Source organism: Streptomyces sp. NPDC048600, from assembly GCF_055587025.1.
In genome coordinates this window covers 1-12,661 of the sequence record NZ_JBVJGZ010000061.1, presented here as the reverse complement: position 1 = coordinate 12,661, position 12,661 = coordinate 1, and the positions used below count along the sequence as shown (strand labels likewise).

Annotated in this window: 11 protein-coding genes; 4 read left to right on the top strand and 7 right to left on the bottom strand. The window is 71.2% G+C overall.

What is annotated here, in order from left to right; genetic code table 11:
• The first annotated feature begins 426 nt into the window (after positions 1-426).
• From ACZ6SQ_RS38090 to ACZ6SQ_RS38080, 3 genes are all read left to right on the top strand, one after another.
• Entirely contained in the window at positions 427-1,392 is a 966-nt protein-coding gene (locus tag ACZ6SQ_RS38090; protein WP_469570596.1) for a zinc-binding dehydrogenase, read from the top strand.
• Positions 1,393-1,516: 124 nt separating this feature from the next.
• Positions 1,517-1,726 (top strand): helix-turn-helix domain-containing protein, encoded by a 210-nt coding sequence (locus tag ACZ6SQ_RS38085; protein WP_356686468.1) that lies wholly within the window; start codon positions 1,517-1,519, stop codon positions 1,724-1,726.
• Positions 1,726-2,277: a Clp protease N-terminal domain-containing protein gene (locus ACZ6SQ_RS38080; protein ID WP_469570597.1), complete on the top strand. Its 552-nt coding sequence runs from the start codon at positions 1,726-1,728 to the stop codon at positions 2,275-2,277. The genes ACZ6SQ_RS38085 and ACZ6SQ_RS38080 overlap by 1 nt, the downstream gene beginning before the upstream one ends.
• Positions 2,278-2,298: 21 nt before the next feature.
• Here the strand turns inward: ACZ6SQ_RS38080 and ACZ6SQ_RS38075 are convergent, their stop codons facing one another.
• Both ACZ6SQ_RS38075 and ACZ6SQ_RS38070 read right to left on the bottom strand, forming a co-directional pair.
• Positions 2,299-3,294, bottom strand: coding sequence for a PadR family transcriptional regulator (locus tag ACZ6SQ_RS38075; RefSeq protein WP_469570594.1), 996 nt, complete (start codon positions 3,292-3,294; stop codon positions 2,299-2,301).
• Position 3,295: 1 nt separating this feature from the next.
• Positions 3,296-4,234, bottom strand: a complete 939-nt coding sequence (locus ACZ6SQ_RS38070) for a DUF4097 family beta strand repeat-containing protein (RefSeq protein ID WP_469570592.1) — start codon at positions 4,232-4,234, stop codon at positions 3,296-3,298.
• A 172-nt stretch (positions 4,235-4,406) separates the two neighbouring features.
• Between ACZ6SQ_RS38070 and ACZ6SQ_RS38065 the strand changes: the two genes are divergently transcribed.
• Positions 4,407-5,249 carry a hypothetical protein gene (locus ACZ6SQ_RS38065; protein ID WP_469570591.1) on the top strand — a complete coding sequence of 281 codons (843 nt, stop codon included), beginning with the start codon at positions 4,407-4,409 and terminating at the stop codon, positions 5,247-5,249.
• 57 nt (positions 5,250-5,306) lie between these two features.
• Here ACZ6SQ_RS38065 and ACZ6SQ_RS38060 read toward each other — a convergent pair whose 3' ends face one another.
• From ACZ6SQ_RS38060 to ACZ6SQ_RS38040, 5 genes are all read right to left on the bottom strand, one after another.
• Positions 5,307-5,486 (bottom strand): DUF6104 family protein, encoded by a 180-nt coding sequence (locus ACZ6SQ_RS38060; RefSeq protein ID WP_003992906.1) that lies wholly within the window; start codon positions 5,484-5,486, stop codon positions 5,307-5,309.
• A 205-nt stretch (positions 5,487-5,691) separates the two neighbouring features.
• Positions 5,692-9,474, bottom strand: coding sequence for a multifunctional oxoglutarate decarboxylase/oxoglutarate dehydrogenase thiamine pyrophosphate-binding subunit/dihydrolipoyllysine-residue succinyltransferase subunit (locus tag ACZ6SQ_RS38055; RefSeq protein WP_469570588.1), 3,783 nt, complete (start codon positions 9,472-9,474; stop codon positions 5,692-5,694).
• A gap of 281 nt (positions 9,475-9,755) precedes the next feature.
• Entirely contained in the window at positions 9,756-10,865 is a 1,110-nt protein-coding gene (locus ACZ6SQ_RS38050; RefSeq protein WP_469570586.1) for a sensor histidine kinase, read from the bottom strand.
• Positions 10,862-11,605, bottom strand: a complete 744-nt coding sequence (locus tag ACZ6SQ_RS38045) for a response regulator transcription factor (protein WP_356686480.1) — start codon at positions 11,603-11,605, stop codon at positions 10,862-10,864. Before ACZ6SQ_RS38045 ends, ACZ6SQ_RS38050 begins: the two co-directional genes overlap by 4 nt.
• Positions 11,606-11,718: 113 nt before the next feature.
• Complete coding sequence (locus ACZ6SQ_RS38040; protein ID WP_469570584.1) at positions 11,719-12,414, bottom strand: spermidine synthase family protein; 696 nt, start codon at positions 12,412-12,414, stop codon at positions 11,719-11,721.
• Positions 12,415-12,661 lie beyond the last annotated feature (247 nt).

The window sequence follows — 12,661 nt, the reverse complement described above, 5'->3', positions numbered from 1 at the left end:
TTGTGGGTGGTGCGGGGCCGGGGCGGGGGGTGTCCGTCCTCGGTCCGCCGGGCTGGTTTCCTACGGGGGTTCTGGTGTTTGACGGCGGCCGCTGCGGGCGGACACCCCCCGCCCCGTCCCCTCCCCGCCGTACGCGTCTGCTCGTCGCCGCGGGCTGCGCGCCGCCCCCGCCGCTGCGGGCATGCGTGCCGCTAGGGGCGGCACCTCGTAGCGCCGAGTTGCGCACCGCCCCGCCCTCAGCAACCGCCGGGCGGTACCTCGCCTACGCCGAGCTGTGAAACGCCCCGGCTCAGCCGTGACGAGGCTGCTCCTTGGCAACGCCGGGTTGCGAAACCGTTCCTGCCCCGCGGGCCTCCCTGGCAAGAGGGTGTGTGTCACAGGGGTTCGGCGTTCCAACCTGGGCGTCGGGAACCTATCGTCGGCGGCATGTTCGCTGTCTATGCCGCCAGAATCGATCGCGACGAGCCGCTGAACGGACTCGTCTTGGGGGAGCGCCCGGCCCCGGAGGCACGGCCCGGGTGGGCGACCATCGACGTCAGGGCCGCTTCGCTGAACCACCACGACCTCTGGTCCCTGCGGGGCGTGGGCCTCGCGGAGGACAAGCTGCCGATGATCCTCGGGTGCGACGCCGCCGGTGTGGACGCCGACGGCAACGAGGTCGTGCTGCACTCCGTGATCGGGCAGACCGGGCACGGGGTCGGCCCCAAGGAGCCCCGGTCGATCCTCACCGAGAAATACCAGGGCACCTTCGCCGAGCAGGTCACCGTGCCGGTGTGGAACGTGCTGCCGAAGCCGAAGGAGCTGTCCTTCGCGGAGGCGGCCTGTCTGCCGACGGCCTGGCTGACCGCGTACCGGATGCTGTTCACCAACGCGGGCGTACGGCCCGGTGACTCCGTGCTGGTGCAGGGCGCCGGCGGCGGGGTCGCCACGGCCGCGATCGTGCTCGGCAAGGCCGCGGGGCTGCGGGTCTTCGCGACCAGCCGGGACGAGGAGAAGCGGAAGCGGGCGCTGGAGCTCGGGGCCGTGGAGGCGGTGGAGCCGGGCGCGCGGCTGCCGCAGCGGGTGGACGCCGTGATCGAGACGGTCGGCGCTGCGACCTGGTCGCACTCGGTGAAGTCGCTGCGGCCGGGCGGCACGATCGTCATCTCCGGGGCGACGAGCGGCGACCGGCCCTCGCACGCCGAGCTGACGCGGATCTTCTTCCTGGAGCTGAAGGTCGTCGGCTCGACCATGGGCACCAAGGACGAGCTGGAGGATCTGCTGGCCTTCTGCGCGGTCACGGGTGTGCGTCCCGTGATCGACGAGGAGCTGCCGATGGACCGGGCCCGGGAAGGGTTCGAGAAGATGGCCTCCGGTGAGTTGTTCGGGAAGGTTGTGCTCACCAACTCCTGATCCTTCTGGGGTGGGTGCGTTTCTGTTTCAGGGCGGTTCGGTGTGGGTGCCGGGCCGCCCTTTGGTTTGAGTGGTGCGTCAACTTTGGTTGACAGGAGGCCATTGGTCAACCTATGTTGACGGTATGGGTGAGGCTACGGATCTTGCCGAGAGGGCTGGTGATCGCGACCCCCGGGTCGGGCTGCGGGCCGTCGCCGCGCTGCGGAAGCTGCTGGAGCAGCTGGAGGCGGTGCAGGTGCGCAGTGCCCGGAACCAGGGCTGGTCGTGGCAGGAGATCGCCGCGGAACTCGGCGTCAGCAAACAGGCCGTGCACAAGAAGTACGGGAGGCGATGATGTTCGAGCGGTTCACGAAGGATGCCCGGGCGGTGGTGGAAGGGGCTGTCGGGCATGCCGAGCGGGTGGGGGCCACGCGGGTCGAGGAGGAGCATGTACTGCTCGCCCTGCTGGACCGGGAGGGCAGTCGCGGATCGTTCGCGCTGGGCGCTCTCGGGCTGTCGGGGGAGCGGCGGGCCGCGGTCGCGCGGGAGCTCGAAGCCGTACGGCGGCGCGGCGGACTCTCCCGGGCGGAGCAGGAGGCGCTGTCCGGGCTCGGGATCGATCTCGAGCTGGTGGTGTCGAGGGTCGAAGAGACGCACGGGGAAGGCGTGTTGGGCGCGCGGGGGCGGTGGTCCGGGCGGCGGCCGTTCGGGAAGGGCGCCAGGGAACTGCTCACCCAGACGCTGCGCATCGCCCTCGCCCACCGGGACCGGAGCATCGGGGACGAGCATCTGCTGCTCGCCCTCGTCGCCCGGCCCGGTGTGCCTGCCGAGGTGCTCGCCGATCACGGTGTGACCCACGAGGCCGTGGAGCGGGTGCTCTACGGCGGGGCCGCCCAGGCCGGCTGAGAGGTCCGGCTCGTCGGCTGCTCAGCTCTTCGGGGTTCTCAGCAGGGCGTTGATATGGGCCGCCGCCGTGGAGAGATGGCGGCGGGTGTCGCGGACCTGGTCCGCGGTGACGCCGTGGTCGCGGGCCGCGTCGCGGATCTCGTCGCGGAAGCGGTCGAGAAGGCGGTCGAGGTCGCGGGCCGGGTCGCCGGTGGGCGGTTCATGGGCCCAGCCGGGCTCCGCGGTGGCCGGGAAGTCCTCCGGGGTGTCGGAGTACTCCGGCTGAGGGGCGGGGCGGTGGCTGCCGTTGCGGCCGAAGGGGAAGTCGCGGCCGAACTCGCCGAACTCCTTGGCCAGTTCCGCCAGGCCCTCGCGGACACCGGTGGGCCAGTCGCCGCGGGCGAAGTGGTCCTGCACCTGCTCCTGGACCCGGCGGGCGATGCGCTGCACGTCCTCCTGGGCCTGCTCGCGGGCCCGGTCCTGGGCCTCCTTGGCCTGGCGGCGGGCCCGCTGGGCCTCCTCGCGGGCGCGGCGGCTCTCGTCCTTGGCGCGCCGGGCCTGCTCCTTCCACTCCTGCTTGACCCTGCGCATCTCCTCCTTGGCGATGCGCCAGGCCTCCTGCTCGGAGGGCGGCTCCCCGGGGGCACCCTGGCGGGTCTCGCTCGCCGCGGCCAGCATCTCGCGGCGCAGATCGCCCGCCGCGCCGCGCACGTCGGCCCGGATCTCGGCGGCCAGTTCGGCGACGGACTCGCGGATCTCCAGCTCCAGGTCGGCCAGTTCGCCGCTGCGGTCGGCGAGTTCGGCCCGGCCCGCGTCCGTGATGGCGTACACCTTGCGGCCGCCCTCGGTGGTGTGGGTGACCAGGCCCTCGCTCTCCAGCTTGGCCAGACGCGGGTAGACAGTGCCCGCCGAGGGGGCGTACAGCCCCTGGAAGCGCTCCTCCAGGAGACGGATCACCTCGTAGCCGTGGCGCGGGGCCTCGTCCAGCAGGTTCAGCAGGTACAGGCGCAGGCGGCCGTGGGCGAAGACGGGGGGCATGTCAGAGCACCTTCTTGTCGGTCGGGCCGTCGGCCTGGTCGGAGGGCGGGGCGGGGGCCTCGGCCTGGCCGGCTCCCGCATTGTCCCGCGCGGCGCCCGGTGCGTCCGTCGGTTCGCCCTCCCACGGCCCGTCCTCCGCCGGCGGGCGGCGCAGCAGGGCGATCGAGCCGGAGACCGTCGTGGCCTTCAGCCGGCCGTTGCCCGCGCCGAGGCGGCCGGTGATCCGCTTGGCGCCCCACTGGCCCCGGACATGGAGGTCCTCGAAGGCGTTGGAGACGGAGCCGCTCGCGGTGTTGGCCTCCACCTCCGCGTCCGCCGGGTGCGGCAGCCGGATGGCGATCTCGCCGGAGACGCTGGTGAGGTTGATGTCGGTGGGACGGCTGGTGGCGTCCAGGTCCACCACCATGGAGCCGCTCACCGAGTCGGCCCTGACCGAGGAGCCCGCCTCGACGACGGTCAGATCGCCGGAGACGGAGTTGAAGCGCAGATCGCCGGTGAGGGCCTGGGCCTCCACGCTCCCGGAGACGGTGTCCGCGCGGACCGGGCCCGCGAGGCCCACCAGGGTGGTGTCACCGGTGACGCCCTTGATCTCGGCGCGGCCGTCGACACCGGATATCACGGCGGCGGCGCCGACCACGCCGACCTCGACACGGGTGCCCGCGGGCACGGCCAGGGACACCACCGCGCTGCGGCGCCAGCCCTTGCGGTCGAGCCACTTCAGGAAGCCCTTCCAGGGCAGGTCCTCGTAGGCGACCGTCAGGGTGCCGTCCTGGTGGGTCACCAGAAGGGGCGGGCCCTCCACGTCGGTCACTTCCAGGCGGGCGGAGTCCTCGTCGGAACCCACGACGTTCACCGTGCCGTTGACGATGCGTACCTGAAGCTCGCGCACGGGCTCGTCGAAGGTGAGTTTCCTCGGCTCGGCGACGGACCACTCGGACATGATGCAGACCTCCTCGACCGGTCGGCCGCCCCCCACGGGTCCGGCCTCTGCCACACAACACGCCATATCGCGTCTTGCGTAATTCACGATATATCGCGGGCTCGCAAAGTCAAGACACTCTTTGAGGTGACCGCTCGTCCGCATGGAGGGTGAATTGTCCTAGCGTGTGAGCATGTCGACGGATGAGTCCCGCTTCGCTGTCCGAGCCCCCTCCCCCGGCGCGCTGCTGCTCTGCCGGGCGGATCCCGACTCCGTGGCGCTCGCCGCGCAACTGCTGCGCGAACCCCTGCTCCTCGCCACGGCCGGGGACGGCTGGAGCGTCCTGGTGCCCGAGGGAAAGCCCTGGCTGGACGGCGGTGAACCGGTCGACCGCGTGCTCACCGGCTGGGCCGGCGCGCTCGCCGTCGGCGCGCCCTGGCCCGTGGTCGCCCTGTGGTGGGATGCCGAGCGCGCCGGCTGCGCCCTCGCCTCCGGCTTCCGCCGCACCGTCGGTTACGCCTGGCTGGCCGACGGCACCCCCGTGGGCGAGCACGAGGACATGCGCACCCTCGCGGCACGGCTGGGCCTCGACCCCGTACTGGACATGGAGGCGCTCGACCGCCTCACCGAACCGGACGCCGAGGCCGACGCGCTCGCCCGGGTCGGCGCTCTCCTCGCCGTCCTCACCCGCTCCGGCGTCGCCCTTCCCCCCGGCCTGGCCCCGGGCGAACCGGCGGACCGGCTGCGCGCGGCGGCCCGCTCCCGGCCCGGCGTCCGCCAGATCGACTGGCCCGGCTGGCGGGAGGCCGTCCGCGCGGAACTGGACGTCGTCGAGCGCGGCCCGCTCGGCCCCTACCTCCCCTGGACCGGCGGTCCCGTCGCCCGCACCGTCGCCCTCGCCCATCTCGCGGCCGGGGTCCCCGTGACGCTCTGGGGCCTGCGGCGCCGCAGCGGCGGCTGGGTCGCCGCGGGCGCGCTCCTGCTGGCGCACGGCACCCTGGGGCTCGCCCGCACCTGCCGGCTCCCGATGGACTGACCGCGCACGAACCGAAGAGGGGCGCCCGCGGGCGCCCCTCACGACCGCGGCACGGCCCTACTCGTCGTCCTCGTCGTCCAGCCGCGCCAGCCATGTGGCCAGCCGCTCCACCGGCACCTCGAAGTCCGGGTTCAGGTCGACGAACGTCCGCAGCTGCTCGGCGAGCCACTCGAAGGTGACCTCCTCCTCGCCGCGCCGCTTCTCGAGTTCTTCGATGCCTCGGTCGGTGAAGTACACGGATGCTCTCCTGGGGCTGGGCCTCGGGCCACGGGTTCTACGCCTTCCAGGTTAAGCGGGCGGCGCCCCCGCTCCGTCCCCCGTGTCCGTACGACCGTCCCGGCACTGGGAACCCGTGTCCGTACGACCGTCCCGGCACACGGAAAAGGCCCGGCCCCGAGTCCTCAGGACTCGGGGCCGGGCCTTTTCGCGCTGGTGCCGGGGCCTACGCCTCGAACACCTCACGCACCAGCTGCTCCTGCTCGGCCTGGTGGCGCTTGGCCGAACCGACCGCCGGGGACGAGCCGTGCGGGCGGGAGATGCGGCGCAGCCGCTCGCCGTGCGGGACGTCCGCGCCGACCGCCAGGTCCAGGTGGTCGATGAGGTTCAGGGCGATGAACGGCCACGCGCCCTGGTTCGCCGGCTCCTCCTGGGCCCACAGGTACTTCTCGGCGTTCGGGTACTTCTTGATCTCCGCCTGGAGCTCGGCACCCGGCAGCGGGTACAGGCGCTCGATGCGGATGATCGCCGTGTCCGTGACACCGCGCTTGACCCGCTCGGCCTCCAGGTCGTAGTAGACCTTGCCCGCGCAGAAGACGACCTTGCGCACGGCCGCCGGGTCCACCGACGCGTCGCCGATGACCGGGCGGAACTGGCCCGTGGTGAACTCCTCCGCCTTCGACGCCGCGGCCTTCAGACGCAGCATCGACTTCGGCGTGAAGACGACCAGCGGCTTGTGGTGCGGGTTGTGCACCTGCCACCGCAGGAGGTGGAAGTAGTTCGACGGCGAGGTCGGCATGGCGACCGTCATGTTGTTCTGGGCGCAGAGCTGGAGGAACCGCTCCGGGCGCGCGGACGAGTGGTCCGGGCCCTGGCCCTCGTAGCCGTGCGGCAGGAGCAGGGTGACGCCGGAGGTCTGGCCCCACTTCTGCTCCGCCGAGGAGATGAACTCGTCCACGACCGTCTGCGCGCCGTTGACGAAGTCACCGAACTGCGCCTCCCACAGCACGAGCGCGTCCGGGCGGGCCAGCGAGTAGCCGTACTCGAAGCCCATGGCCGCGTATTCGGACAGCAGGGAGTTGTAGACGTTCAGGCGCGCCTGGTCCTCGGAGAGGTACTGCAGCGGCGTGTACTCCTCGCCCGTGCTGCGGTCGATGATGACCGCGTGGCGCTGGCCGAAGGTGCCGCGCTGGGAGTCCTGGCCCGCCAGACGGACCGGGACGCCCTCCAGGAGCAGGGAGCCGAAGGCCAGGGTCTCGCCCATGCCCCAGTCGATCGTGCCGTCCTCGACCATGGCCGCGCGGCGCTGCAGCTGCGGCAGCAGACGCGGGTGGACCGTGATGTGGTCGGGCACGGTGACCTGGGACTCGGCGATCCGCTTGACGACCTCGGAGGAGATCGCGGTCGGGACCGCGACCGGGAAGCCGTCCTGCGGGGCGTGGGACTCGCCGGAAGCCGGCTGCGAGGTGGCCTCGCGGACCTCGGTGAAGACCTTCTCCAACTGCCCCTGGTAGTCCTGGAGCGCCTGCTCGGCCTCTTCCAGGGTGATGTCGCCGCGACCGATGAGGGACTCGGTGTAGAGCTTGCGCACCGAGCGCTTCTTGTCGATCAGGTCGTACATCAGCGGCTGGGTGAAGGCCGGGTTGTCCGACTCGTTGTGGCCGCGGCGGCGGTAGCAGATGAGGTCGATCACGACGTCCTTGTTGAACGCCTGACGGAACTCGAAGGCCAGCCGGGCGACGCGGACGACGGCCTCGGGGTCGTCGCCGTTCACGTGGAAGATCGGGGCCTCGATCATGCGCGCCACGTCCGTGGCGTACATCGACGAACGCGAGGACTCCGGGGCGGCGGTGAAGCCGACCTGGTTGTTGATGACGATGTGGACAGTGCCGCCGGTGCGGTAGCCGCGCAGCTGCGACATGTTCAAGGTCTCGGCCACCACGCCCTGGCCCGCGAAGGCCGCGTCGCCGTGGATCGCCACCGGCAGGACCGTGAAGTCCGTGCCGCCCTTGTTGATGATGTCCTGCTTGGCACGCGCGATGCCCTCCAGGACCGGGTCCACCGCCTCCAGGTGGGAGGGGTTGGCGGCCAGCGAGACCGTGATCTGCTCGCCGTCCAGGCCCGTGAAGGTGCCCTCGGCGCCCAGGTGGTACTTCACGTCGCCGGAGCCGTGCATCGACTTCGGGTCGAGGTTGCCCTCGAACTCGCGGAAGATCTGCGCGTACGACTTGCCGACGATGTTGGCGAGGACGTTCAGGCGGCCGCGGTGGGCCATGCCGATGACGACCTCGTCCAGGCGCGACTCGGCCGCGGAGTCGATCACCGCGTCGAGCAGCGGGATGACGGACTCGCCGCCCTCCAGGGAGAAGCGCTTCTGGCCGACGTACTTCGTCTGCAGGAAGGTCTCGAAGGCCTCCGCCGCGTTCAGCCTGCGCAGGATGCGCAGCTGCTCCTCGCGCTCCACGCGCGCGTGGGGGCGCTCCACACGGTCCTGGATCCACTTGCGCTGCTTGGGGTCCTGGATGTGCATGAACTCGATGCCGATCGTGCGGCAGTACGAGTCGCGCAGCACACCGAGGATGTCGCGCAGCTTCATCAGGGACTTGCCGGAGAAGCCGCCGACGGCGAACTCGCGCTCCAGGTCCCACAGGGTGAGGCCGTGCTCGGTGATGTCCAGGTCGGGGTGCTTGCGCTGGCGGTACTCCAGCGGGTCGGTGTCGGCCATGACGTGGCCGCGGACCCGGTAGGAGTGGATCAGCTCGAAGACCCGGGCGGCCTTGGTGACGTCGTCGTCGTGGCTGGCGTCGATGTCCTTGAGCCAGCGGACCGGCTCGTAGGGGATGCGCAGCGCCTCGAAGACGTCGTCGTAGAAGCCGTTCTCGCCCAACAGGAGGTTGGCCACCTGGCGCAGGAACTCGCCGGAGGCGGCGCCCTGGATCACCCGGTGGTCGTAGGTCGACGTGAGCGTCATGACCTTGGAGACACCGAGCTTGTTCAGGGTGTCCTGGGAGGTGCCCTGGAACTCCGCCGGGTAGTCCATCGAGCCGACGCCCATGATCACGGACTGGTTCGGCATCAGGCGCGGCACCGAGTGGACGGTGCCGAGGCCGCCGGGGTTGGTCAGGGAGACCGTGACACCGGTGAAGTCGTCCATCGTCAGCTTGTTGTCGCGGGCGCGACGGACGATGTCCTCGTAGGCCTGCCAGAACTCGAAGAAGTTCAGCGTCTCGGCCTTCTTGATCGCCGCGACGACGAGCTGGCGGTCGCCGTTGGGCTTGACCAGGTCGATGGCGAGACCGAGGTTGACGTGCTCCGGCTTGACCAGGGTCGGCTTGCCGTCCTTGACCTGGAAGGACCAGTTCATCGACGGCATGGCCTTGATGGCCTGCACCATCGCGTACCCGATGATGTGCGTGAAGGAGATCTTCCCGCCGCGGGCGCGCTTGAGGTGGTTGTTGATGACGATGCGGTTGTCGAACAGCAGCTTCACCGGGACGGCGCGGACCGAGGTCGCCGTCGGCATCTCCAGCGAGGCGTCCATGTTCTTCACGACGGCGCCGGCGGGGCCGCGCAGCGTCACGAACTCCGGACCGGCCGGGGCTTCGGTCGCCGGGGCGGCCGCCGGCTTCGCGGCCGGGGCGGCCGCGGGCTTCGCCGCGGCGGCCGGCTTCGGAGCCTGGGCCTGCGCCGGGGCCGCGGTGGGCGCCGGGGCGGCGGCGGCCGGCTTCGCGGCCGGCGCGGGCACCGCGGCAGCCGCGGGCGCGGCCGGGGCGGCGGCGGGTGCCGCGGGCGCGGGCGCCGGGGCAGCCTGGGCCGCGGGGGCCCCCGGCTTGTAGTCGGCGAAGAAGTCCCACCAGGCACGGTCTACCGAATTCGGGTCCTGGAGGTACTGCTGATAGATCTCGTCGACGAGCCACTCATTGGGGCCGAACGCGGCCGCGGGGCTCTTGCCCGCTTGGTCGGTGTCGGTCGAGATGCTCGATGAGTTACTGGGGGACTGTGGCGACACGGCGGCAACCGCCCTCTTCCGCTTCACAAGGTGATGGACAGCGGGAATAAAGGCTACGCCTCCAAGACCGGGAAGGTCAGGCCGGGCCCGTTCATCGTCGCGTAAGTCACATCGGAGACGGTGTTTCGGCGCCGTAAATGGCGGGAAACAAGCGGGGTTCCGGTTGCGTGAGGATGCGTCGATGCAGGTCCTGCGCCTGCCCGGCGCGGACCTGTGCCTGATCACACGTGTCCGTCAGTGCGGACGCCCGTGGATCTTGGGACTCCGGTTCGAACCCTACGTCAACTTCCGGCCCGGGGAGTCCCCGGAAGTGTGACAAGAATCCGGCAGCCCCGATCGGATTCGGCCACCCCGATCCGGCCCCCGTGCAGATCCACCGCCCAGCGGGCGATCGCCAGGCCCAGACCGGTGCCTCCGTCGCTGCCCGGACCGTGCGGGCGGGTCACCGAACCCCGGTTGAACCGCTCGAAGACCCGGTGCCACTCCGACTTCGGGATGCCCGGCCCCTCGTCCAGGACCTCCAGCTCCAGCGAGTCCGGGAACGCGCCCCGGCGCGCCTTGACCGTGACCCTGCCGTAGGGCGGACTGTGCTTGACCGCGTTGTCGATCAGATTGGCCACCACCTGGTGGATCCGCTCCGGGTCCGCGAGCGCGGTCAGCTCCGGCGGCGACACGTCCAGATGCAGATGCACGTCCGCGCGCGTGTGGCTGCCCGAGCCGGACGCGATGCCCGCGCGCGCGGAGGCGACCATGTTCGCCTCCTTCAGCACGCCCGACAGATACGGCCACACCTCGAAACGCCGCATCCTCAGCGGTACGACGCCGTTGTCCAGCCGCGACAGGTCCAGCAGCGTCTCCACCAGCCGGCCGAGGCGCTCCGTCTGCTTCAGCGCCGTCCGCATCGTCTCCGGATCGGCCCGCGTGACCCCGTCGACGATGTTCTCCAGCACCGCCCGCAGGCCCGCGATCGGCGTGCGCAGCTCGTGCGAGACGTTCGCCACCAGCTCCTTGCGCTGGCGGTCCTGCGCCTCCAGCTCGTCCGCCATCACATTGATCGCCTGCGCCAGGTCGCCCAGCTCGTCCCGCCGGTTCTCCCGCGCCCTGCGCGTGTAGTCGCCGTACGAGATCGACCGCGCGACCTGGTTCATCTCGTCCAGCGGCGACGTCAGCGAGTGCGCCACGAACTGGGTGATCAGCAACGTGGCGATCATCGAGAAGACCGTGATGAAGCGCAGCTCCGTCTTCGTGTGCACCGCGATCACCGACAGACCGGTGGTGATCAGCACCGAGATGACGACCAGTGCGCCCAGCTTCGTCTTGATCGAGAACGGGCGTACGCCGCCCCAGGGCTCTCCGGGGCTCCTCCGCGCGGCCGACCGCCCCTCGCTCATGGCGTCGGGGTCTCCAGCGCGTAGCCCACGCCGTGGACCGTGCGGATCCGCTCCGCCCCGATCTTCCGGCGCAGCGCCTTGATGTGGCTGTCGACCGTCCTGGTGCCGGAGGCGTCCGCCCAGTCCCAGACCTCCGCGAGCAGCTGCTCGCGGGACAGCACCGCGCGCGGTGTGTTCGCCAGGCATACGAGGAGGTCGAACTCCGTCGGCGTCAGGTGGACGTCCTCGCTGCGGACGCGGACCCTGCGCTGGGCGTGGTCGATCTCCAGCTCGCCGAGGCGCAGGATGCCGCTGCGCGGGGTGGCCGCGGCCAGGGCCGCGCGCTCCACCCTGCGCAGCAGCACGTGCACGCGTGCGGCCAGCTCCCGCATCGAGAACGGCTTCGTCATGTAGTCGTCCGCGCCTACGCCCAGCCCGACCAGCATGTCCGTCTCGTCGTCACGCGCGGTGAGCATCAGCACCGGCACCGGGCGCTGGGCCTGCACTCTGCGGCAGACCTCCAGGCCGTCGAAGCCCGGCAGCATGATGTCGAGGATCAGCAGGTCGGGCTGCCAGGCCTCGGCGGTGTCGACCGCGGACGGGCCGTCGCCGGCGGTTTGCACGAGAAATCCCTCGGCGCGCAGGCGGGCCGCGATGGCGTCGACGATCGTCGCGTCGTCCTCGACCACCAGAACCCGGCGCTGTGCGCCCGGTGCGGCCGCCGCCGTGCCGTTGTTGTGGGAGGTGTGTGTCTGCTCCATCGCCCGCCCCTGAAGTGTGCTTTCCGGAATCAGTGGGGTGATCCCGTGTCTGCGATTGACGCTTGAATGATCCGCGTCAGGGTTGCAGCGTACGGGGAGTCACCGCGGGTTTGCTATCCAGGTCGGACGGCGAGGTGTACGACGTCCGGAACGCCCCGGGCAACGGGGATCTCTTCGGTACGCACGTGCTGGAATCCGGCATTCCACAAGGTTTCTTCAAAAGCCGGGGAGGGTTGGGCGGACCACACCGCCAGCACTCCGCCCGGGAGCAACGCCCTTGCGCAGCTTGCCAGTCCGGTGGGCGAATAGAGGCTGCCGTTGTCCTCGTCCACCGTCCAGCCCGGGCCGTTGTCGATGTCGAGGCAGAGGGCGTCGTACGTGGCGGATGTCTCAATCACGTGTGTCAGGAGGTCGGCCTCGACGATCTGGGTACGAGGGTCCTGGCGTGCCCGGCGGGACAACTCGGCCAGCGGGCCGTGGTGGTGCCAGTCGATGACGGCGGGTTCGCGTTCTACGACGGTGATGCGGCCCCAGCGGGGGTTGGTTGCGGCGTGTGCGAGCGAGAAGCCGACGCCCAGGCCGCCTACCAGCAGGTGGGGGGTGGGGCGGGTGTCGAGCGCGGCCAGCGCCGCGTCGACGAGCCTGCGTTCCGAGCGGCCGTCGGAGGTGTCCATCAGGAAGCAGCCGTTGGCGATGATCTGGAGCAAATTCCCGTGACGGCGCAGCACGACCTCGCCGTACGGGCCCTCGCGGCGGTCGAGTACCTCGGGGGTGTCGTGTCCGCCGGGGATGTCGTAGGAGGTGGGCATCGGTCCATCGTGGCACTTCGGGGGGTGGGGGCTGGGGGATTTTCCGGGGTTGGTGTGGCGCCAAGGGGTTTGTGTTCGGTGGGAGTTGCCACTCGAAAGGGTGGTGGGTGGGGGTGCCGACGGTGACGCCTGCGGTTGGTGGGGGTGCGGTTGGTGACGCCTGCGGTGGGGTTGTGGTGCGGGGGGGGGGGGGGGGGGGGGGGGGGGGGGGGGGGGGGGGGGGGGGGGGGGGGGGGGGGGGGGGGGG

Bases quoted from the DNA above. Each gene is read 5' to 3' on its own strand.
- ACZ6SQ_RS38090 (WP_469570596.1), top strand. From the start codon at position 427: ATGTTCGCTGTCTATGCCGCCAGAATCGATCGCGACGAGCCGCTGAAC.
- ACZ6SQ_RS38085 (WP_356686468.1), top strand. From the start codon at position 1,517: ATGGGTGAGGCTACGGATCTTGCCGAGAGGGCTGGTGATCGCGACCCC.
- ACZ6SQ_RS38080 (WP_469570597.1), top strand. From the start codon at position 1,726: ATGTTCGAGCGGTTCACGAAGGATGCCCGGGCGGTGGTGGAAGGGGCT.
- ACZ6SQ_RS38075 (WP_469570594.1), bottom strand. From the start codon at position 3,294: ATGCCCCCCGTCTTCGCCCACGGCCGCCTGCGCCTGTACCTGCTGAAC.
- ACZ6SQ_RS38070 (WP_469570592.1), bottom strand. From the start codon at position 4,234: ATGTCCGAGTGGTCCGTCGCCGAGCCGAGGAAACTCACCTTCGACGAG.
- ACZ6SQ_RS38065 (WP_469570591.1), top strand. From the start codon at position 4,407: ATGTCGACGGATGAGTCCCGCTTCGCTGTCCGAGCCCCCTCCCCCGGC.
- ACZ6SQ_RS38050 (WP_469570586.1), bottom strand. From the start codon at position 10,865: ATGAGCGAGGGGCGGTCGGCCGCGCGGAGGAGCCCCGGAGAGCCCTGG.
- ACZ6SQ_RS38045 (WP_356686480.1), bottom strand. From the start codon at position 11,605: ATGGAGCAGACACACACCTCCCACAACAACGGCACGGCGGCGGCCGCA.
- ACZ6SQ_RS38040 (WP_469570584.1), bottom strand. From the start codon at position 12,414: ATGCCCACCTCCTACGACATCCCCGGCGGACACGACACCCCCGAGGTA.